This window comes from Yeosuana sp., assembly GCF_057126245.1.
The window spans coordinates 1-24,540 of sequence record NZ_DBNGMQ010000011.1 but is presented as its reverse complement, the minus strand read 5'-3'; the positions used below and the strand labels follow the sequence as shown (position 1 = coordinate 24,540).

Sequence of the window (24,540 nt, the reverse complement as noted above, 5' to 3'; positions counted from 1 at the left end):
ATCAGCATAGTTTTTATTTATAGCTTTATTTTCTTTAAAGCGCTCCAATTGAATTTCGTAAATGGCTTTAGATTCTTCTTTATTTAAGGATAATACCTCCGTCATTTCATCTGTAAACTTTTGAGCTTTTTTTTCAGGTTTTTGAGCATTCATTTGAAATGAAAATGAAAAAATGAGTAGTAAAATAATTGTTTTTATTGCTTTCATAAGTTTTATATGTTTTTGTTGCATAAATATATTTTCTTTATTGTGCAAAAAAGTTTTAGTACAAGTCAGATAGGTTTAAAAACAAACCAACAAGTTTATTGCCAGGGTATTTCACCTGATTTCTGCACATGCTTCATTAAATTATTTTTAAGAATTGTTGATTTTTCTGAATTTTCTATTGGAATTGTTTCCTTAGGATCTTGTAGTAAATTAAATAATTGATAAGGAGAAAAAGGATTTTTTTGAACCAATTTATATTCACCATCTGAAATAGCATAATACATCCTTCCACCAAATTTATGCCCTTCTCTTCGCATCCAAACCATATAACGATTGTCGTTTGTTACTTGCTGGTTGATCGCTTTAATTTCTGTTGATGGCAATGCGGTATCAATTTCACCACCAGCTAATTTAATGAGTGTTGGGTAAAAATCCATTAACAGAAACTTTTCATCACTTTTTATAGCTGAAGTTTGGTATGGTAATTTTACAATACAGGGTATCTTTATACCTCCCTCTAAAAGATCTCCTTTTCCACCAGAAAGCGGCCAATTACTAGCGCCATATTGTAAAGCACCTCCATTATCTGAAGTAAAAATAATGATGGTATTATCGTATAGATTTTGCTGTTTTAATTGGGTTATTACTTTTCCTATATTATAATCTAGATGCTCTATTAAAGCAATTAATTTTTGTCGCTGTAATGAAACCATAGGTTCTCTATGCTTTATTTTATCTAACCACACTGTGGGTGGTTGCACAGGGTCGTGAGGTGCATTATAGGTAAGAAATAAGAAAAATGGTTCTTTGTTAGTAGATTTTTTGTTTAAATACTCTATCGTCCAATCGGTAAACAAGTCTGTTGCGTGTCCTTCTGGATCGATTTCTTTTTCATTTTCACGCATCCAATTTAACCCATTTCTTCTATGGGTATAGTAGTCATCCATCATATCGCCCACAAAGCCTTTAAAATAATCAAAACCTCTATTATTAGGTAAATCTGGTGAAGTATACCCCAAATGCCATTTTCCTATAAGTGCTGTTTGGTAGTTTAATTCTTGAAGTGATTCTGGCAATGTGGTTAATTCGTTTTTAAGATTTCCCCAAGTATTGTCTGGGTTATCTCTAATTACACCTGGCACCCCAACCCAATCTGGATAATTACCTGTTAAAATGGCGGCTCTACTTGGCGAGCAAACAGTACTATTGGCATACGCATTAGTAAATTTAATTCCGGTTTTAGCTAAACTATCGATATGTGGTGTTTGTATATCTTTGGCTCCATAACTTAATAAATCTCCATAGCCAAGATCATCAGCAAGAATAAAAATAATATTAGGCTTTTCTTGACTGTGCCCTGATTTAGATATAAAGATTAAAAAACTTAAAATTAATATGATTAGTATTCTATGCATTATATCTTAATATTAAGAGAGTTCGTTTCATCCTAAAAAATATTTTAAAAAAAAATTTCTATTATTTAATTTCTACTACAGGTAGTGTTTTTAAATAGTTTAGAGACTGCAAAAACATATCCACTTCAATAAGTGTGCTTTTATAATTTTCGAATTTGTTGTAGTTAAAAAACCCATGATCTCTTCCTTCATAAAGTCTAACCTCACAAATACTTCCCGCTTGCAACATTAAGGTTTCATATTTTTTAATAGTTTCTACTGGTATAAGATTATCAGCTGTTCCTGATAATATAATAGTAGGTGGTGCTCCTTTTTGAATGTTATGCATGGGTGAAAATTTTGTGTACTTATCTCCTATTCTACTATAACCAACACCTCCCGGGCCATTATCTATAGCTGGGTTAAACAGTACCAAAGCATTGGGTTTACAACTTACAGCAGTGTTATCTGAACTTTCATTATAAACATTAATGAGTGCGGCGGCTGCAGCAAGATGCCCGCCAGCAGACCCTCCTGCAGCAACTATTTTAGTTGTGTCTATTTGAAATTTATCTGCATGCGTCCTAATATAACGAATTGCCGATTTTGCATCTTTTAATGATTCAAAAGGCGTGGTGTTTTGTCTGTTTTTTACTCGATAATCCACTAAGAAACAAACCAATCCTCTTTGAGCAAAATAGGTAGCGTGGGATTTAAATTGAGTGATACTACCTTTGTTCCAACCACCTCCAAAAAAGAAAACCATTGCTGGATATTTCTTATTATTATCTAGCTTCTCTGGAGTGCATATTTCCATCAATAATTTAGTAGTATCAATTTGTTTGTACTGTATTTTTTCTTGTGAAAAAAGACTGGAAATATTTAAAAACAAACTGACAAGTATAGCAATGCTGTATGTTCTATCCATTAGATTATTCGTTTATAAAATTAGCAGTTATAATTTTAAATTATAACTGCTAATAGATTAATTAATTTTTATCACATCAGAAATAGGAAGCGTATAAGAATACGTTTCTATTGCTACAGGAACGTCATCTCCATAAAATTTTGATGTTTTTGACAGATTTGGTTTTGCAACAAGCCAATAATAACCCGCTGAAGAACCCTCAAAATAGTTTTCCTGAATATTATTTGCAATTAACTTAGCTTCCTTTATATCGTTATTTTTTGAAAAATAAATACCATAGCTACTAAAGTCTTGAGATTGTGGCCATGAAATTTTGTTATTAGTTTTTTGAATTTTTATGGGAGCATATTCTTGAAAGCGCCAATCAGCCAATGTTTGAAAAGACATTTCTCTATATATATCTTGATGCTTATCACTAAAGATTAGATTGTTTAATTCATCGGGATCTTCTTTTAAATTGTATAGTTGATCAATAATACCGTGCGTATAAATAAATTTATAATCCCCTTTTTTCATCATTCTTGAAGGCACATTTTTAACTTCAGGAAGCAATGTGTAGTCTGCACCTCTAAATTCTGAATAAACTACTCTATCTTTAATTTCCGTCCCTTCTTTCAATACATTGACCAGTGAAATTCCTTGAGCCGTTTCTGGAATTTCCCCATTAATCAATTCTGCTAATGTTGGCATTAAATCTACAAAACTAACATTGGTATTGTTAAATACATTCTGCTGAAACAGCTTAGGATAAGAAATGATAAAAGGAACGTTCACGGCATCTTCATTCATATTATGTTTACCTCTTAATCCATGCTCAAATAAATGCTCTCCATGATCTGTTGTGTAAATAATAATGGTGTTTTCATACAAGCCTTTATCTTTTAACGATTTTACAACCCTACCCACCATATCGTCCATTTCTGTAATACAAGCATTGTATGCAGCCATTACATTTTTTGCTTTTGTAAGATTTTTTGGAATTCCGGAATGAATCCAATTTGGTGTCCATGGATACTTTCCTTTAGTATACCAATCGTTATAAGTTGCTGGTAATTCATAGTCATCTGGATTATGTTGATCTAAATATTTTTTAGTGGTAGTAAACGGCGCATGCGGTTTTTCAAATCCTACATGAAGAAAAAAGTTTTTACCATCTTTAGCTCTTTGCTCTATGAATTCAACACTTTTTTTAGCGACTACCATGTCAAAATTATCTTCATCTTCTTTAACTAGCGCAGTAACAAAGCCTTCATTTAAGTGCATTGCACCTTTATTATAGACATCTTTGTATTTTTTAAATTGTCTGTAGCGCATGTAGGCATCTTCACCTACAATATCTTGATAATGCCCTCCAGGAAAATATGTGTAATATCGAACACTTATTTCATCAAAACCCAAATCATTTCCTTCTTTATGGTCTTCATCTACATTTTTCTGTAATTCACCATGAACATGCATTTTTCCTGGAGCTGCTGTGACATAATTTTGTTCTCTAAAAATACTTGGTAACGTTTTAATGCCTTCATGATATCCAGTTTCTCTTAAATAACCACTTCCTAAATTTTTTATTTTACCGTTCGGCAATTTAACTGGAGCTTTATGGTATATGGCGCCATTAGCATAAGGATACATACCTGTTACTAATGATGCTCTCGCAGGTGCACAAACTGGAGCAGGAGTATAGGCGTTATTAAAAATTACGCCTGTTTTAGCTAATGCATCAATATTAGGTGTTATTGCTAATTTACTTCCATATGCACCAGTTGCTTCTAATTTATGTTGGTCTGAAATGATAAATACGACATTAGGCTTGTCGGTTTTATTTTGCTGTGCAAAAACAAAACTCAGCCCAAATAAATAACTAAAAAAGAAATATCTAAGTTTCATTAAAATAAATTTAGTCTATGTTATCGTTTGCAGAGGATTCAATTAAAGGAATTGGCCAAGTATAATCTTCTGGACCTCTAGCCCCTACGTTATTACCATAAGTTCTTTTGCAATATTCATCATAAACTCCCATTCTGGTTAAATCAAAAAAGCGATGTCCTTCCATAAATAATTCTACACCTCTTTCTCTTAGTAAAGCGGTTCTAAAATCTTCCATAGTCATTCCTGTACCATCAAACATATCAGTCATTTCAGCACGTGTTCTTAAGATATTAATATCTGGATTTGCTAAAGCTGGATTTTGATTAAATTCTGCTAACGCTTCTGCACGTAATAAATACACATCTGCCAACCTTATCACGTGCCAATTTTGCTGACTGGTGTATTCAGTAGTCGCATCTGTATCAATATATTTTTCTGTAAATACTCTAAACAAGTTACCATTGGGTGCTCCAGTTGCTGTAAAAGTTCTTATATAGCCTGTTAGGCCAGAGCCAAGTTGATAAGTTCTGGTTTCGTCTTGGTAAAAATCAATGACTGAATTTATATATCTTGGATCAAACTTATCTACACTTTGATTGATAAACCGAGGTTCTAGCCTATTGGTACCCCCAAAACCACCACCAGCTAAACCAGAGTTACGAGGGCTAAAAAGATTAGATACTGCAGTTCCTTGACCTGCTATTGATGCTCCTTGTATGTCAAAAAGCATTTCAGGATTATTACCATTATTAGCATCAAAAATAGTTTCATATTCACTTAAACTAGATACTAGACTATAATATGGTTCTTGTAATGCAAGGTTTGCTTGATCAATTGCTTTTTGATAATAAAAATTTGGTGACTCTGTAAGTGTAAGATATGCAGCATTACCAGATTGTCCCGCTTGTGCTGTTCTTAATGAAGAAGCCATTTGCACATATACTTTTGCTAGCATAGCATGAGCCGATGCTTTGGTAACTCTACCAATATTATTATTAAAACCGTTTTTAGTTTCATTAAAACCCCAACAGTTTTCTGCTGCAAATTCTAAATCTTGTACAATAACGTTATAAATATCTGCTACTTGAGACAATGGCAACCCTTTTTCACCAGGTTTTACAGGTGTTGTTCTTAAGGGCACTTCACCATAACATCTTACTAGATTAAAATAGTGTAGCGCTCTTAAAAAGCGAGCTTCACCTAAAATTCTTAAACGTAGTTCTTCGTCTATTTCTGGAACTTCAGGAACTCTGGCAATAACGTTGTTAGCATCTTTAATAGCTGTATAAATATCTATCCAAGATCGTTCTATTAAAGGTTCACTATTTGTAATGGTCCCAAATCTAAAATCTCGATGATTAAAACTACTTTGTCCTTGATCTGATGATGCATATAAATTTGATAAGAACTGCTGTCTATAATAACCATTAGTACTTTTAAGCTGTGCATACGCTCCTGTTAAACCTGCCAAAGCATCAGATTCATTTTGATAAAAGGCTGAAATATCTACTTGTGTTAGTGGATTTTCTTCAAGGTAGCTTTCACAACTTGTAAATACTAAAAAAGAAAATAGTATTGAGCAGATTATTTTTAATTTTTGTATATCTTGAGTTTTCATTTTAAGTAGATTTTTAATAATTAAAGTTTAATCCAATAGAATAGGTTTGAACACCTGGGTAACCTCCAAAGTCTACACCTCTTCGCTGAGGGTCTTTATTAAAGGTTGAAACTTCAGGGTCAAAACCAGGATAATTTGTAATAGTGATTAGGTTTTGAGCTGTTGCATAAACCCTTAAAGTTCCTGTACTTTTAAGATTGATAGTATAACCAAGGTTAATATTTTTCAATCGAATAAAAGAGCCATCATAAATATTTCTATCTGAAGAAATTATTCTAGGCCCATTTGAATCTATAATTGGAGCTGGATTTGCAACTCCGGATGTATTACCAATTGCAGGATCATAGAAAACTTGACCATTTGCATCAAAATCTATTGGTGCATTCCATGAATCAGAAAAAGCAGATGCTAAGCCATTTCTAGAGTTTGAATTACCATTTATAGGCCATGAATCTACCCAAAAAATATCGCCTCCTTTTTGTCCTGTAACCAATAGGCTTAAGTCCCAATTTTTATAATTAAAATTATTGGTAATAGCAATATTAAAATCTGGGTTTGGGTCACCAATTTGCACATAATCATCAAAGTTAATAACCTGGTTACCATTGCCGTCTAAAGTATTGGTGTCATTGTTTTTATATCTAATTTCTCCTGGTGCAGCACCAACAATACCACTTGCATTTGCTTCTTCCCAAGATTCGTAAATACCATCAGTTTGAGCTCCCCAAAAAATACCTAAGGGGCTATCTACTTTAAATAAAATTGGGTTTTCTTGTGCAAAACCTACATTAGGTCCTAATTGAAACTCTAAATTTGAATTTAAGCTTTTAAGGTTGTTTCTATTTAATGTAAAGTTTGTACCAAAATTCCATTGAAAGTCTTTACTTTTTATAATATCTGCATTAATACCAATTTCTAATCCATAATTTTCAACCTCGCCAAAGTTATCTAATATTCTAACAAAACCGTTTGAGGCTGGCAAAATTACATTTTGTAGTAAATCGCTAGTTAGTTTGTAATAAGTATCTACAGTAACGTTTATTTTATTTATGAGCTCTAAATCTACTCCAAAATTTAACTGATCTGTAAGTTCCCATTTTAAATTTGGGTTTGGTAAGTTTGTTTCAATAATTCCTGTTGCAATTTGACCATTGAAATTATAACGTATCGCTTCACCTAGAGGCAAAGATTGAAAAGGCGGAATAGCATCGTTACCAACTCTACCATAAGACAATCTCAATTTAAGGTTAGAAATAGTATTTGATTTTCTTAAAAAAGGTTCTTCAGAAACTGTCCAAGCTAATGCTGCCGAGGGGAAAAAGTTTGCTTTATTGCCCTTTGCTAATACAGATGAAGCATCTATTCTGGCATTAACATCTAAAAAATATTTTCTTTTGTAATTGTAACCAACTCTAACAATTCCTGACGCTAATCTTTTGTTTATAAAATTAGATACAGGAGGTAAAATATCTGTAGCTGCACCCAGATTATAAAATTGTAACACATCATTTCCAAAACCAAAAGCTCTATTAAACATGGTTCTTATACTGACATCCTCAACTGTTCCAACAGCAACTGCATCTATACGATGTTTACCAAAACGGTTTCTATATCTTAAATTGACTTCACCATATAATTTTCTATATTGTCTGTTAGCTTGAGATGCCTCTCCATTATTTCTTCTACCTCTTGTTGTCTTGGTAGGATAATAAATATCCCTATTACTTCTTTGAATGTTAAAAGCACCTCTAGCTATAGCTGTTAATTTTGGGGTTATTTTGCTTGTAACACTCACATTTTGGAGAAGGTTGTAACTTTCTTTTATATCTATAACATCTCTAGCTAGCGTAAAAGGGTTAGAAATTACATTGTCATTTAAATCTGCATAAACGTCATCTTCTTCTCCAGGCTCCAATAATCCAAAAATAGGTTGAAATTGAAGAGTTTGTGATGTAACACTTCTATTTAAGAGTAAATCGCCATTACCAATTGAGGCGGCATTCCCTTTATTATATGAAATGTTAGTTTTAGAGAAGATGTCAATTTTATCATTGAATGCTTTTTTGCGTCCATTCACATTCAACGTTATTCTATTATTACCTGTATTTATAATTGCACCCTCTGTATCCAATAAACCTAAACTGACTAATAAATTGTTTTTAGCATTACCTCCCCTGTAAGAAACGTTGTAAGATTTAGATACGGCTTGACGAAATACTTCATCTTGCCAATCTGTATTTACACCAGTACTAGTTAAATAAGGTATTGTAAAAGTATCAAGCTCTGGATAATTTGCAGCTGTTAAAGCTTGAGAGCCATCAAATGGACCACCTGGACCATTACTATAGTTTGGATTAGATATGTTTAAATACAGTTGATTGATGGATCTTCTATTCATATAATCTTCAAAAGTTGGACCATCCATAACATCAATTTTATTGGCAACATTAGTTATAAATGTATCAACTGTTATATTTAAATTGTCTTTCCCATCCTCTTTTCCTCCAGATTTTGTTGTTACAAGAATAACGCCATTAGCACCTCTTGCTCCATAAACGGCAGTAGCAGCAGCATCTTTTAATACTTCTATTTTTTCAATATCATTTGGATTGATAAAATTCAACGAGCTTTGAGATTCACCAGCACCACCATTTCCATCTGCATCTGTTACAGGATCTATTGGAATACCATCTACAATATATAAAGGTTGAGTGCCCCCTAAAAAAGAATTTGTACCTCTTATTGAAATTGCTATACCTCCGCCTGGTTCTCCATTCTCTGTAACCATAACACCAGCTACTTGACCTTGTAGTAGTTGCTCAACAGTTTGTGTTCTTTGCTTTTCTAAATCTTCAGATTTTACTTGTGATATGGCACCAGATAGATCTTTTTTGTTAACATCGAAATAGCCGACACTAACCACTACCTCGTCAAGCTGTGATATGTCAGTTTCCATATAAATTTGAATAGTAGGCGAAGAAACAGCTACTTCTTTTGTTCTCATACCTATGTATGATAAAATGAGAATATCACCTTTTGTTGCATTTAATTGAAAATATCCATCGAAATCAGTAACTGCTCCTTGAGATGTGTTTTTTATTAAAACAGAAACACCTGGAAGCGGTTGTTTAGTTTCTTCATCTAATACATTACCTTTTACAGTAATTTCTTGGGCTAAAGATGCCATAGGTAACAATAAAATTAATAGAATTAGTCTTCTCATCATTATAGATTATTAGTTTATAATTAGTTTTTTGAATGCTATTAAGCGATTATTTTCTTGAATTTTAAGGATGTAGGTTCCTGTATTGAACTTGGTAACATCAATGGCATCATTTTCAAAATAGATTACATTTTTTATCATTCTGCCATTTATATCAAAAACTGAAATTCTGGTATTATCATTCAACCCTTTTAGTTGAATAAAATTTTTAGCAGGGTTTGGATATAATATAAGCTGATTATTGACTTCTAAAGAGTTATCAGATGAAAGTGGCACAGCCCATTGCTCCATTAAAAAACTAGCAGCAACACCCCAACTTCCATCAGGTTTTATGAGCCATTTACCCACAAGCCATTGATTTAAAAAATCCGTGTCATACTGTGTGTCTTTTTCCCAAGTAAAACCATCTGGCCCAGCTTTGTCATTTCCATACAGATTCCATAAATAAAAGTTGGGGATTCCAAGGCCTAATGCCACTCCAATATACCTTTCATATCTATTTGTGATTCCTTTGGGAACTGTTATTCCTTGGTAATAAGGTGGGTTTTCGTTTATCCCAAACTCTCCAATTTGCACAGGGAAATCTGCGTTTAAATCACCCGTTTCATTGGTATAATAGCGCGCTACTTCTAGTCCCTTCCACATGGCATGTCCAAGAGGATTATTGGCATCATACCAACCTCCATCATAAGCAGACCAAGAAGACAAATCGATTCTTGTGGAAGGAATAATATTTCCTAAAACACTAGGAGTATTATTTTGCATCATGGTAATTCTTGTGCCATTTTTTTGCATCCAAAGTTTATTGAATTCAATAGCATGAAATACTTTAGAATTAGCGTCGGTGTGTTCATTTCTAGCTCGTTCTGTTCCTCTTTGTCTTGCTCTAAACAAACGTGCCATTCCTTCCATTTTCCAATCTACATCATCAGGAATTAAAGAAGGATCTCCTTCCCAATTTACACCTTGACCTCTTAACATCCAATCACCTTCCCAATTCTGATAGGTAAATGTTTTGTTTAAAGAACCATAGGTTTCTAGAAGATATTTTGTCAAATCATAAAATTGTTGTTCTTGATCTAAATAGTTTTCGTGATTAAAATCTGGACCATTTTTATAAAATGATTGGTTTTTAGTAGTCGTCCAAAAAGTGTGTTTTTTAATATGGTCTCTTGTGAATAAAGCATCCATCATTGAATGCTGCGCAACTTCTTTTAGGGTATTAAAATTAGGCCAAGTATGATTAAAATGATAGGCATTTTTCATATTCCCATTAATGGAAGTTAAAGTTGTTTTAAAAGAGGTTGCTCCGAATTCTTTATAGATATCTAAGCCTTCTATTAAATATGGTTTGTCTGTAAAATTATACCAGCCAGCAATATGACTTGATCCAAAAACATCTTTGATTTGTGGAACTGAGGCACCCTTACTTGGGTCAAATTCATCAAGTTTAGTAGTAATAGTTTCTTTGCTTGATTGCGTGGCTAGGTAGTGTATTCTCACTTCACCATTATTAGTAAAGGTAAAGTTTGGGTTGCCGGTCGTAACACTTTCTATGGCCGTGTTTTCTCCTAAACGAAACAAACCACCTGAATTTATTGTAAAATTAAAACCAGCAGCTTCTGATAATCTAGTAATATTTTTATTAATAATTTGTGTGTATAAAACCCCTTGGTTTTCAATAGTAAGAGATGTAGATTCTCCTAAGGATGTATTCTTTGTAAATAGACTAACATCGTTTGTAACCACGATTCCTTTGATAGTGAGACTTGCTTTTGCAGTTGGTGAACTGTATTGATAATCGCTTCCTGTTAAACCTAAAATTCCATTTATTTTTAAATAGGCAAAATGCTCTATAGTTGTATTTACTTTGTTGTTAGATTTGATAGCGAAATTATCATCAATCACCATATTGTACAGATCCACAATAAGTTCTTTTTCTCCTGAATTACTAGCAATACTTAATGCTTTTGGGTGAAAATATCCAGAACCAGAAACATACGTTACGTCGTCTATTAAATTTAAATAAATACGACTATTAAAATCGTAAATTAAACCATCTCCTGTGGCACCTGATTGATTTCGACCAGCAGAAAAAGTACCATTACACAAAATACTTCCATTGATTCTTAAGTCTTTAGCGAAGCTAGGCGTATTATGCCCCATTTGTAAAACAGCCGTTGGTTTAATTTGGATATTACGACATAGATCCACGATTTCTTGAGAAGCGCTACCCTGAATATCTATATAAATAGTATGGTTATCATTAATTATAATGTCGGTTGTGGCTAACGGGACTAGCCCATTGCTCCAAACACTAGCATCACTCCAGTTACCGCTTTTAGTAGTAGTTACAGCTAAAGAGAAATCTATTGTTTGATTACTCTCTAGTGTCAGTTGTGCAAAGGCATTCCAGAAAACTAAAAATAAAATGAGCGAAGTGATAGTTTGTTTTTTTATAAAACGCTGTTTCATTACTTCGAATCTATTGATGTTAAAACTCCTTTTCTTACTTCATTATATACGCTTTCCAAAACGTTTAATGCCTCTATCTTAAAATCTTCATGTGTTGGATAAACTTTATTTTGTTGCCTATACTTTTTTAAGTATTCATTCAGTTCTTTATAATAATTTTGATGAAGGTAATACATTAGTCTTTTCTCTCCTTTTTCATTTATTAATGACATATTTTTAGACTTACCGTCTTTTGTATACTCATTATTATACATCTGCCAATGGAGTGCAAAAGGCAAATCTTCCTCTATGGCTATTTTCATAATGTCTTTTACATTGTCAAACTGTCTAAGATGTGTTTTTGGTTTATCATCAAAGGCGTGGCCTCCGTATTCTCCAATAAAAACCCTTCTTTTAAAAGGCAATCCTTCTTTTGGTTTTAATTGACTTTCTATATAGTTTAAAACTTTTGTTAAAGATTCTTTATTGGCTTGATAATCCTTTTTCTTACTAGACTCATAGCTTGAATAGGATACAAAATCGACATCTACGTTTGGCAAAATATCTTTTGTAATACAGGTTTTGCCTTCCATTCCCTTTACCGCCAAGTTTACCTCTATGTAATAATACATATGAACATTTTTTGACTTAGACTTATTTTTGGCATCGGCTATGGCACGTTGTCTTATTTGCAACCACTTGGTCATATTTTTAACAGTTTCTTTTGATGGGGTTGTGTCTCTCCCCCCCTCACCATGAAGCAACCAATCGCCTTCCCAATTGCCTATCATAAATGTTTTACCTGTATTGTCATATTTTTTAAGAAGATAGGAAGCAAAATCAAACATTTCTTTGTACAATACTCTTTCTTGTTGTTTACTAATTCCTTTTTTCCATTTTATTCCTGTTGCGGTATGTACCCAGAAAAAAAAGTATTTAAAATCCATCTCAAAAATCTGCTCATAGTCAGGTATTAGCTCTATAACATCCATCATGTCATAAGCATCGCTTACTTTTAAACCATAATCTTTTAATTTTTTTTCTGAAATAGTAGTCTTGAAGATATTAGACCCTAGTGCTCTAGTTTGTTTAGCTTGTTCAATTAGTTTTGAATCTTTAGTAAACTGGTACTTCGTAGGAAAACTGTTTGTACCCAATACAAAGTTGTAGTCCTCTAGAGGAAAAGTATTATTATAACTTCCGTTTTGTCCAAAAATTGAAGTAATTGTGAAAATCAATAATAAAAGAAATGAATGCTTCATAATTTAAAATTAAGGGTTTAAACTTTTAAAAGTGATTGCTTTTTTTCTAAAAATATCAAAGTCTGGAGATGCTCCATTTTCTTTTATAAATTCTTTAATATAGGCTCTAGATTCATTATAAAATTTGTTGTGGGTATGCCAAATGGCTTGTTTTTTTCCTTTATCATCAATTAACCAATACCCTACTTGTTCTCTTGTATCTTTTTGTATTTCGTTATTGTACATTTCCCAATACAAGATAAAAGGCGTACCCCATTCTAAAGAAGCCTTAATTGTCCAAATTGATCTAAGATTTTGCATTTCTTCATTATAATGAATGCTTGGGTTACCATACTCGCCAATCCAAACACGCTTACCTCGCGGTAAACCTTCCTTCGGAGATAATTGAGATTCTAAATAATCAAGTGATTTTTTTAGATTTACATTTAAAGCATCTTCTCTTTTGTAAGGATTTGTAGTATCATAAGAAGAATATGAAACATAATCTGGATTTACAACATTTACGATGCTGTTAGCTACAACTTTAGCATCAGGCTCTTGTATTGCTTTTCTAACCAAATTAACTTCTATATAGTGGTAAACTTTAACATCATGGTGTTTTATATTTCTTTTAGCATCATCTATAGCCTTCTGTCTAGTTTTTGCCCATACTTTCATCCCCTCCAATGTTTTTAAATTCACAGGTTTAGTTCTATCATAATCAGACCTTAAATGCCAATCCCCTTCCCAATTTCCTAAATAGAAAACTTTACCTGTACCACTATATGTTTTTAATAGATGAGAAGTAAATTCATAAATTTCATTGTAAAGCGCTTCTTCATATTCTTTTGAATACCCATTAATAAACTTTATTTGTGATGTATCATCTTTTTTCCCAACTGGTTCTGGTGTATACTGTGAAAATCCATAAGTCCAAATGTGATAGTATTTAAATTCCATATCTAAAACCTCTTTAACAGATGGCTCTAGAGTAGCTAATTTTGTTAGCGAAGTGATTTTTTCATTCTTTGGTAGTCCGTAGTTTTCTGAACAATACCTTGGATGCATTGAAAACTTTAGGAGGTTAGAACCCATTTTCTTTATTTCTAAAGCGGTTTCTACCAACATAGTCTTATCTGTAAATTTATATTTAGAACCTACTGTCTGTGTTCCTACAGCATAATTAAAAGCTTCTAATTCTAATTTTAAACTTTCACGATTGTTTGACTCAAAAGCACTTGTTATGTTAAAAACAATTAAACATGTAGTAACTAATAAGACTATTGCAAAGTAGAAGGTTCTTTTTTTTATCATAGTGTGAACATTTAAACATCTGCAAAATCCAAAATATTTATAAAAAATAGGTTTACTATCAATTCAACTAGGTTTAAATAATAGTCAAAGTCTTAAAAAACCAGTATAGACAAGCTTTAAATAAGATTAAAATTATTTGGAAATTTAAATTAACAGCTAAAAAATAACCACCGTAGTTTGTAAACAAATAGAATTTAAAACACTAATTCGAATCTATAAATTCTTTTGGCGTTTGTTGATAGTACTTTTTAAAGAGCGTACTAAAGTATTTTGGATCATTAAATCCAGATTCATAAGCAATATCAGAAATTCGAGTATGAGTTTTCTTTTTCATTAATTCTTCTGCATGATTTAATTTAATTTTTATAATTAAATCTGAAGGTGACATTTGAATTAATCCTTTTAACTTTCTAAATAAATTAGATCTACTTAAACCAACATTTTCACAAAGTGTATCTACAGAAAAATCTTTAGAAGTTAAATTGTTTTTAATAGTCTCTATCACATCAGAAAGAAATCTTTCATCAGGACTAAGTTGTTTAGTTACATCTTTATCTTCTAACAATCTATTAACATTTTCTCTAGATTTTATAAGATTATTGATTGTAGCTTTTAGTATCTCTAAATTAAACGGTTTTTCTACATAAGCATCTGCACCGATTTGCAACCCTTCTAATTTATTATCTACATCAACAAGTGCGGTTAACATAATTACTGGTATATGACTTGTTTTAAAATTGGTCTTTAACAAATTACACAATTCTTTACCATTCATTTCTGGCATCATAACATCTGTAATAATTAAATCTGGACTTTTAGATAAAGCAATTAACAAACCTTCTTTACCATTAGAAGCTTCAATAACAGTATAATTTTTATCCAATTCATTCTTTATTGCTTTTCTTAAATCTAGGGTATCTTCTACCAATAAAATAAGTTTATTCTTATGCAAGAATTCATCAACATTATTTGATTTTTCTATAGACTCCGTTTCTTTTACTAAGTCTTCTTGTTTATAATGTTCTGTACCAAGAGGCAGCACAATTGTAAATGTAGAACCCACATTTTCTTTACTTTCAAGAATAATTTCTCCTCCGTGTAGTTCTATAATCTTTTTTGAAAGCATTAAACCTATTCCTGTTCCTGGGATTCCTTTATTAGACACATTAGTTCCTCTTGTAAATCGTTTAAAAATAAGATCTTGTTGTTTCTCTGGAATACCAATACCATCATCTATAAATGCTATTTTTAATTTCTCTCTCTCTATAAATGCCTTAATTAATATCTGCCCACCTTCGTTACTATATTTAATTGCGTTAGAAATTAAATTATAAAAAATTCGATTCATTTTTAATTCATCAAACCAAACAGGAATATTTTTAACATCTAACTGAATGTCTAATGATTGTTTTTGTAAAATAGGTGTAAAATCTTTAACAATATTTGACAAACAAACTTTCAAATCTATTTTACTTACAGATAATTTTAATTGATTTCTGTCTATTTTTTGAAAGTCTAAGAGTTGTGTAACATACTCGTTTAAGTTTTCTGTATTTCTCTGAATAAGTTCAATTGATTTTTGAGCATCTTCCTGATTAGAAAGTTGTTTCACTAAAAGTTGAATTAAAGATACTGGGGTTCGAATATCGTGGGCAACTTCAACAAAAAACTTAATTCTGTCTTCATCTGTTCTTTTTCTAATATTTGCTTTTGTAATTCTTATAAGAAGATATATAAAGATTCCTAAAAATAAAGTATAAAAAACAAATGCTATCCAGGTTTTCCAAAATGGATTTTTTATCTTTAGTTTTAAAGAATAGTTTCCGTTCCCTTTTTCTCCATCTGCATTATAACCTACAGCCTGTAACTCATAATTTCCTGGTTTAAGGTTTGAGTAAGTAATTTTATTACTACCATAAATACTTTTACTTTCATTATCGTAACCTTCTAATTTCCATTCAAATATATTTCTTTTTGAACCGTGAAATTTGATAGTCTCGAAATTAAAAGAAATAGAATTTTGATCATAATTTAGCTCTATTTCTTCCAAATAATTTATGTTTTTACTTAAAGTTAAGCTATCTGTTTTTTTACCATTTACTTGAAAATCAGAAATATAAATATTAGAAACCAGCTTATCCTTTTCTAAATCATAAGGATTAAATATTACAGCACCTTCAGGACCGCCAAAAACAAAACGTCCATCTTTTAATTTTCCAGAAGCACCTGCGCCAAACTGCTTTATAAATAGACCGTCTTGAGCATCAAATTTTCTAAATAACTGATTTTTTATATTATATCTCCAAAGACCAGAAATAGAACCCAAATATAGGTTTTGCATATTGTCTTTTTTTATTGAAAAGACAGTTCCAATTTCGTTATTAGCTTTTTGACTTATATTTTCTAGAGTTTCAGTACTTAAATTAAACTTATACAAACCCTTAATACTCCCTATCCAAATGGTATTATTTAAAGCATCAAACTCTAGTGCTTGTACTTCATTTATACTGTTAAAAATTTCTGACTTTATTTTTCTGATACTTTTATTTCTATTATTTATTTCAAAAAAACCAGAATTTGAACCTGCATAATTAATTCCATCATATCCTTCTACTATAGACCTCACTAAACGAATGGGATACTTATTTATTAATTTACCATCATAATAATGCATCAATGGACCGTCACTTCCTGAAATCCAAAAATGATCATTAAAAACACTGATATTAAATATAAAATCTAGAGGGTCCTCTAAATTCAATGCATTTTTTGAAACTACCCCTGAAGTTTTATTAAGTTTAAGAATACCTTGGCCGTAAGTTCCAATCAATAAATCGTTTTTATATTGATTAATGGTAAGAACTGCAGTATTAAAAAGTTGAGGATTCTTATTGTAATTTGTCCAACTTCCTCCAGAATATTTGCTTAGCCCATTTTCCGTTCCAAACCATAAATCTCCATTTGAAGTTTCATAAACAGATCTAATATTGTTATTGTTAATGCTTTCTGATTTGTTTAAAATATGTTTAATGTGTTTAAATACATTATCTTTTTGATAAATAATATTTATACCTCCTTCTCTAAGGCCTAACCAATAAGCGTTTGAATCGTCTACAAATATTTCATAAATACTATTTTGACTGATACTGTTAGAATCATCTACATCATTACTAAATGATTCAACAACCTCTAATTTTTCATTTATAACCAAAAGACCTAATCTGTCAATTGCAATTAAGGCATTATTTTTTTTGTCAAATTTTATTTTTCGTATAGCATAGTTTTTACTCGAAATTTCATTTAATTGAACTTTATTTATATCGTCATTATCTACAATGTATAATCCACCTAATTCTGTACCTACCCAAAGTCTATTTTTATAATCTAAGGCTAAATCTAAAATATCGTTTTGCACTAATATTTTCTTATTAAAGTTTAATGTGTGTGTGTTAAAATCGTAGTTATAAAAATAACAACCTTTTGGAGTAGCTACATAGACTTTATTTTGATCAACAACTACTTTCCTATTTATTAAAGAATCTTTCTGGAAGACTTCCAAAGATTCGTTATTCTTAACATCATATATAATAAAACCAGACGAAAGACTTATTAGTATTTCATGTTCATTTAGTTTAGCAATCGATAAAAACTTTTCTCTTTTAATATGAAGGATTTCCTTAAAAGTATCAAATTCATATAGATATTTAATTAAAGATCCACTTGGACTTATCATAAATAAATCACCTTTTAAGTTTAAAATATCTATAATTCCATTACTTTCTTGAGATGTAATTACCTCTAAATCATATTTTTTAAATTGAACTCCTGAATATCTGTTAATCCCTTTATCGGTTCCTATCCAAAGATACCCTAGACTATCTTCTGAAAACTTATTAATAGTTCCATTAATAAGCCCTTCATTTGTATCTAAGCGCTTTATGTCTTGCGCATTAATTGAAACGCAAAAAGTCATTGAGGCTAAGAATAATGAGAAAAAAGATTTAAAAAAATAGCTCATAAAAAGGTGTAAAGAAGTACATTCAAACTTAAAGATAAAAATTAAAACTCAATGATTTCCATTGAGTTTTAATTTTTAGTGCTTTTGGGGAACTTGGGTTTTTAACCACCAATCCCTATCAGGATTGTATTTGTATTTTACTTTTAATTTTTCTAAATCTTTTCTTAGTTTGTTTTCAACCTCATTATATTCTTCGTTATTTATAAGATTGTTCATCTCTCCAGGGTCTTTCTTTAAATCATACAATTCATCTATGTCATCTTCTAGAAAAGCATCAACTAGTTTGTATTGTTCTGTTTTTATAGCTAGCATATTTGGTCCAGCGTAAGGATACGCATCATCCACAAAATATTCAAACATAAAAGATTCCCTCCAGTTTTGGTCTGGTTGTTCATCAAACAATTTCAACATAGATTCTCCTTGCATATACTTTGGTGTTTCAACGTCTGCAATGTCTAAAATTGTTGGCGCTAAATCAATATTTAAAGCATTTTGATTTATAACTAATCCTGGTTTAATTTTCTTTGGGTATCTAATTAACATTGGTATTTTCATAGAACTCTCATATGCTATTCTTTTATCCCAATAACCATGTTCTCCCATAAAGTAACCATTATCACTACTATAAATAATAACGGTATTATCTAATTCTCCTATTTCTTCAAGTGTTGCCAAAACTTTACCTAAAGATTCATCAACTGCAGCTAAACATTCTAAAAGTGTTTTAAATTTATCACCTTTTATAGGCCATTTTTTTGGTATAATCGTATCAGAATGAACGTATTCCTTCCATTTAGAATCCCAAGCTTTTATTCTTTGCCATTCTGGTTTTCCTTTAAAATCCTCAAGATGCGTATCGTATGGTGGAACTGGTAATTCATCCTCTGCATACATATCTTTGTGTCTTGGTGCAGGTGAATGATTTTCATGAACTGCTTTATGCCATAAATTTAAACTAAAAGGTTTGTTTGGATCTCTTTTCTTCTTTAACCAATCAATAGCTTTATCTGTTAAGATATCTGTCATGTATCCTTTATCTTGGTATTCTTTTCCATTATCATTAACCATTGGATCAAAATACTCTCCTTGACCAATAAAACTGAACCAATAATCAAAACCTGGTCTAATATGTTCCTCCTTTTTATAATGAGCCATGTGTATTTTACCTACATGTGCTGTTTCATAGCCAGCTTTCTGTAAATGTGAATTATATGGTTTGTAAGTTTCCCAATCAGGATCTACATATTCATTATTTTGATTAACTCCGTGTATGTGTGGGTAAGTACCCGTTAAAAAACTTGCTCTAGAAGGAGAGCAAATAGATTGAGTAACGTAATAATTATTAAAAATAGCCCCTTCATCTTGCAAACGCTGCATATTTGGCGTTTTTAAAAACGGATATCTACCGCTAGATTCTAGGGCATCAAAAGGCTGATCATCTACTAAAATGAATAAAAAGTTAGGATTTTTTGCTTGATCTTTTTGATTGCATGCTTGCATTGTTAACACGATTAAGAAAACAACGCTACATAATTTTAAAAATTTCATAATTTATATTTTACCAAAAAATGAATAATATAATAAAACAAAAACCGATAAGTAAATATGATAAAAATCGATAACTTGAATAAAATGGTTTGTCCTTTAAACTTAGGGTTTCTTCTCTAAACTCTTGCATAGAAAAAGTAAGCTGATCTGTTTTTATTAATGGTGGCTTTTTTGTAGCTAAACTTACTACTATCATTACCAAGCAACTCCAAACAAAATAAAAAGGAACCGTAAGTAAAAAATGAATATCTCCAAAAATTGAAATTCCTGTTTGTACAGTATACACCACATTAACAATACCCAATAACAAACCAGCAATAAGCCCTACAAAAGCACCTGTTGCGTTTGTTCTCTTCCAAAATATACCCAATATAAACGCAGCTACAATTGGAGGGGCCATCATAGATAGCATTTCTTGGTAATATTTTAATAAGGTCCCAAATTGCTTTCCAATTTGTGGTGCCCACATCACTGCAATAATTAATACCGTAATAGATGCCATTTTACCAACTCTTACTTTTTGTTTTGAAGTGCTATTAGGTGAAATTTTGGTATAAAAATCCATAGTAAATAAGGTTGCTACAGAGTTTAATAAACCACTTAATGAGGAGGTAAGTGCTGCTACCATTGCTGCCATCATAAAGCCAATTAACACATTGGGTAATAATTCCATAATAAGATTTGGATATACCATGTCTGGCTTAGGTAAACCTGGAAACATATCAATAGACATAACTCCTGGAATAATAATTAAAAACAAGGTTAGCATGGTTAAGAAACCTACTAACAAAACCCCTTTTCTTCCCTCGTCTATAGATTTGGCAGTAAGCACTCTTTGTACTAATTGTTGATTGTTTCCCCAGAAAAATAACCCAAGAATAGGAATCCCTAAAATCATACCTAACCAAGGCACAGAAGGATCATCGTTGGGCCTGACTAGCTTCATTAAAACATCACCTTCTAAAAATAATTCTTTTATATATTGAACGCCACCATTATATGAGGCATAAAAGGTAAGTACAACAGAACCTACTAATAAGAAAATACCTTGCATTAAATCAACTCTGATTGCAGCTGAAAGTCCTCCTGGTATTGTGTATGCAGCAACAATAATTGCAAAAACTATTGAAAGTGTTAATATAGATGTTTCTGGAAAAACTATTTTCATAACCATCGCTGCAGCATATAATGATCCTGCAGCATCTAAAAAGATATTTACAATAATTGTGATTGCTGAAAAATAATATCTAGAGGCAGCACTAAATCTTTTTTCAAGGAATTCTGGTATCGTAAATATTTTAGATTTGATATAAAATGGTAATATAAACCATGCGAAAAATATCATTACTAAAACCGAAATTAGGTTATAATTAAAAACAGCAATACCTGTGCTATATGCATCTCCAGCTTGACCTATAAGTGTAGAACTGGATATACTTGCCGCAAAAAGTGAAAAACCAATTACTGGCCATCCCATTCCTCTGCCTGCTAAAAAATAGGACTTTTCGTCTTTACTTTTACTGTACTTAATTCCAAGATATACTATAAATAGAAAATAGAATACGATAATGAGTATGTCTGCCCAAGATAATCCATCTACCCAACTAGGTCCTTTAGTTAAAAAATTCGTTAATTCCATAAAGATTTATTTTTGGTTTTGTGTTGCACTTAGAGTAAACTCAATTAATTCATTTACATCACAAGTTGCAAGTCCTATATACTTATCTGCACCACCATAATACACGTAAAGGGTGTCATCAATAATCATATTTCCCGTTGGAAAAACACATCCTTTATAGTACCCTTCAATTTCATAATCAAATTCTGGCTCCATAATATAATCTTTGGTTCTTCCAATTACTTTCGTTGGGTCTTCTAAATCTAACATTACACAACCTACTCTATAATATCCTAAACCTCCATTTTCAACTCCATGATATAAAACTAGCCAACCTTTGTCTGTTCTTAAAGGCGGTGTACTACCACCAACTTTTTCTTCCCAACCTCCATTAATACCACTAATAAGGATGGTGCTTGGTTCATTCCAAACTAACATATCATCACTAAAACGAATCCAAACTGCTGGTTTTTCTACACCATATTTTTCTCCAATCCATTCTTTTGGTCTGTGCAACATGGCGTATTTACCATTTATTTTCTCTGGAAATAAAATAACATCTCTGTCATCTAAGTTAGAATCTGTTATTCTACCTAGCTTAATCCACTCTTTGAAATCTTTGGTCATGGCTAAAGCAGAATTAGCCATATTGTTTTTTATAAAACGAGGAGCATGAGCACCGTGGTCTGAAGTTAAAACTTCATCATGTTCAAATTTCCAATATTGTCCAGGAGGAAAAGGTCTATAAGCATACGTTACATAATAATAGTCGTCAAACTTTATGATTCTTGCATCTTCTATACACCCCATATCTGGTCCTTCTTCACTTGGTCCTAAAACAGGTTCATCATAAACTCGCTTAAAATTAAATCCATCTTCACTCACTGCTAAACCAAATCTAATAATATGTTCTACATCATCTCCAGCCGCTCTGTATAACATGTAAAATTTACCATTATCGTAATAGACACCAGGATTACAAACAACTAGGTTTTCCCAAGTATTTTCTTTATTCGGGCTTAAAACTGGATTTCCTTCAAATTTTTTGAGTTTCATTTCTGTAATATTTATTTATGTTCGTGTTGAGACTTCAATATTAACTTGAAGATTGTTTTTAAAGGTTTTTATTTAGGTCAATCTATTTGAAAATATGGTCAATGAGGTATTTTTTATATAATTAAAGAAGAAATAGAAACCTGTATTTAAATTTAACAAATGGTTAGAAAAAAGATAATTTTGCACAATAAATGAACCACATCCCCCATACTAAACATTAAATTTGTTTGAATCGAACAAACAATAGTTATGAAGCAAATAGCAATAGCTCTCATTGTATTTTTTTACGGATGTAAAATAACTGAGTGTGTTTCTCAAACACAAAAAAAACCAAACATCATTTTTATACTTTCTGATGATCATGCCGCCAACGCTATTACCGCTTATAATAATAGGTTTAAAAATATTGCACCCACGCCTAATATTGATAGAATTGCTAATGAAGGTGCGATACTAACCAATGCTCTTTGTACCAATGCTATTTGTGGTCCAAGTAGAGCTGCTATTTTAACAGGAAAGTATAGCCACGTTAATAAGTACTATAAAAACTATAAAGGAGGAAATTTTGATGGATCTCAATGGACCTACCCCAAAGCATTTCAACAGGAGGGATACCAAACAGCTATGATTGGAAAATGGCATTTAGCCTCTACGCCAGAAGGTTTTGATTATTATAAATACCATATTGACCATGGTGAACAAGGCGTATATTGGAATCCAACTTATAATGAAAATGGTAGTATTGTTAAAGAAAAAGGCTATACAACCAACATCACAACCAATTTTGCTTTAGATTGGTTAGACAATAGAAATAAAGAAACACCTTTTTGCCTATTGCTGCAATACAAAGCTCCACACAGAGAGTGGTCTCCAGATAAAAAATATGAAGACTTATGGGAAAATCAAGAGTTACCATATCCTGATACTTTTAATGACGACTATGCGGATAGAGAACAAACAGCTGGAGATACTCACATGACTATGGATTTCTTTAATAGAAGGGATATGAAATTTCCTATTCCAGACACTTTAAAAAATAAAGAACTATCAAAATGGCTTGACTACGGCAATAACCCAGGCGAAATTGTATCTCCAAACGACACCCTATCTGGAGAAGCACTCAGAAAGTGGAAATATCAAACATACATAAAAGACTACTTGGCGACTATTAAATCTGTCGATGATAATATTGGGCGTGTGTTAAACTATTTAAAAGAAAAAGGCTTGGAAGAAAATACCATTATTATTTACACTTCCGATCAGGGCTTTTTTCTTGGTGAACATGGTTGGTTTGATAAACGATTTATGTATGAAGAATCTCTCCATATGCCATTTTTAATTCGCTATCCCAAAAGTATTTCACCTAAAACGGTTGTTAAGGATATTGTTTCAAATATTGATATGGCACCAACTTTATTAGATATGGCAGGGATACCAATTCCAAATGAGGTACAAGGTAAAAGTTTTTATCAAAACCTTAAAGGCAAAACACCAAAGAATTGGCGTCAATCTATGTACTATCACTATTATGAGTATCCATTTTGGCACCATGTACAACCTCATTATGGCATTAGAAATGAGCGCTACAAACTAATACACTTTTATTATGATATGGACTTATGGGAGTTTTATGATCTAAAAAATGACCCATCAGAGTTAAACAATTTAATACATTCTAAAAAACATATTTCCATTATAAAAAAAATGAAAAAAGAACTTTACGATATGAAAGATGAATATGGAAATAATATGACATTAGAAGAGCTCAGATCTATTACTGATAAAGATTTTGGTGGACTTGAATCTGATAAAGGAAAATTAGAACTAAAAAATAATTAAAATCTGATATCTAAATTTTTATTATTAAAAATAACATTCTGTTAGTTAGTTTATTAAACATACAATCAAATTCAATGGTTCTGTCGCATCTATTAAAATTAAAAAATATAATCTTTTAAATTAGGTGATTAAGCAGCCAATGATAAGAATGACTTAAACACTGATTTTCTATTTGAAATCAACTGTTCTTTCTTAATCATATGTACTATTTCT

14 protein-coding genes are annotated in these 24,540 nt (G+C 31.5%); 1 reads left to right on the top strand and 13 read right to left on the bottom strand.

The annotated features are described in order from the left end of the window. From AC15TD_RS01185 to AC15TD_RS01125, 13 genes are all read right to left on the bottom strand, one after another. A partial coding sequence (locus AC15TD_RS01185; RefSeq protein WP_484450308.1) for a hypothetical protein occupies positions 1–207 on the bottom strand: 207 nt, incomplete at its 3' end. 95 nt (positions 208–302) lie between these two features. Further along, on the bottom strand, positions 303–1,622 hold the full coding sequence (locus AC15TD_RS01180) for a sulfatase family protein (protein WP_484450307.1): 1,320 nt from the start codon (positions 1,620–1,622) through the stop codon (positions 303–305). Positions 1,623–1,683: 61 nt separating this feature from the next. Next, positions 1,684–2,529, bottom strand: a complete 846-nt coding sequence (locus AC15TD_RS01175; RefSeq protein ID WP_484450306.1) for an alpha/beta hydrolase — start codon at positions 2,527–2,529, stop codon at positions 1,684–1,686. A 57-nt stretch (positions 2,530–2,586) separates the two neighbouring features. Then, positions 2,587–4,416 (bottom strand): sulfatase family protein, encoded by a 1,830-nt coding sequence (locus tag AC15TD_RS01170; protein ID WP_484450305.1) that lies wholly within the window; start codon positions 4,414–4,416, stop codon positions 2,587–2,589. A gap of 10 nt (positions 4,417–4,426) precedes the next feature. Beyond that, positions 4,427–6,016, bottom strand: a complete 1,590-nt coding sequence (locus AC15TD_RS01165) for a RagB/SusD family nutrient uptake outer membrane protein (RefSeq protein WP_484450304.1) — start codon at positions 6,014–6,016, stop codon at positions 4,427–4,429. A gap of 13 nt (positions 6,017–6,029) precedes the next feature. Next, positions 6,030–9,239 (bottom strand): SusC/RagA family TonB-linked outer membrane protein, encoded by a 3,210-nt coding sequence (locus AC15TD_RS01160; RefSeq protein ID WP_484450303.1) that lies wholly within the window; start codon positions 9,237–9,239, stop codon positions 6,030–6,032. A 12-nt stretch (positions 9,240–9,251) separates the two neighbouring features. Then, entirely contained in the window at positions 9,252–11,714 is a 2,463-nt protein-coding gene (locus tag AC15TD_RS01155; RefSeq protein WP_484450302.1) for a T9SS type A sorting domain-containing protein, read from the bottom strand. Then, a complete protein-coding gene (locus tag AC15TD_RS01150; RefSeq protein WP_484450301.1) occupies positions 11,714–12,955 on the bottom strand; it encodes a hypothetical protein in 1,242 nt (413 codons plus the stop codon). Before AC15TD_RS01150 ends, AC15TD_RS01155 begins: the two co-directional genes overlap by 1 nt. A 9-nt stretch (positions 12,956–12,964) precedes the next feature. Further along, positions 12,965–14,248, bottom strand: a complete 1,284-nt coding sequence (locus tag AC15TD_RS01145; RefSeq protein ID WP_484450300.1) for a hypothetical protein — start codon at positions 14,246–14,248, stop codon at positions 12,965–12,967. 202 nt (positions 14,249–14,450) lie between these two features. Next, positions 14,451–18,266 carry a hybrid sensor histidine kinase/response regulator transcription factor gene (locus AC15TD_RS01140; protein ID WP_484450299.1) on the bottom strand — a complete coding sequence of 1,272 codons (3,816 nt, stop codon included), beginning with the start codon at positions 18,264–18,266 and terminating at the stop codon, positions 14,451–14,453. A 75-nt stretch (positions 18,267–18,341) separates the two neighbouring features. Beyond that, entirely contained in the window at positions 18,342–19,814 is a 1,473-nt protein-coding gene (locus tag AC15TD_RS01135; protein ID WP_484450298.1) for a sulfatase family protein, read from the bottom strand. A gap of 10 nt (positions 19,815–19,824) precedes the next feature. Then, positions 19,825–21,453, bottom strand: a complete 1,629-nt coding sequence (locus tag AC15TD_RS01130) for a sodium:solute symporter (RefSeq protein WP_484450297.1) — start codon at positions 21,451–21,453, stop codon at positions 19,825–19,827. 6 nt (positions 21,454–21,459) lie between these two features. Further along, on the bottom strand, positions 21,460–22,488 hold the full coding sequence (locus AC15TD_RS01125) for a glycoside hydrolase family 130 protein (protein WP_484450296.1): 1,029 nt from the start codon (positions 22,486–22,488) through the stop codon (positions 21,460–21,462). Positions 22,489–22,737: 249 nt separating this feature from the next. Here AC15TD_RS01125 and AC15TD_RS01120 point away from each other — a divergent pair, with 249 nt between their 5' ends. Further along, complete coding sequence (locus tag AC15TD_RS01120) at positions 22,738–24,327, top strand: sulfatase family protein (protein ID WP_484450295.1); 1,590 nt, start codon at positions 22,738–22,740, stop codon at positions 24,325–24,327. Positions 24,328–24,540: the final 213 nt, after the last annotated feature.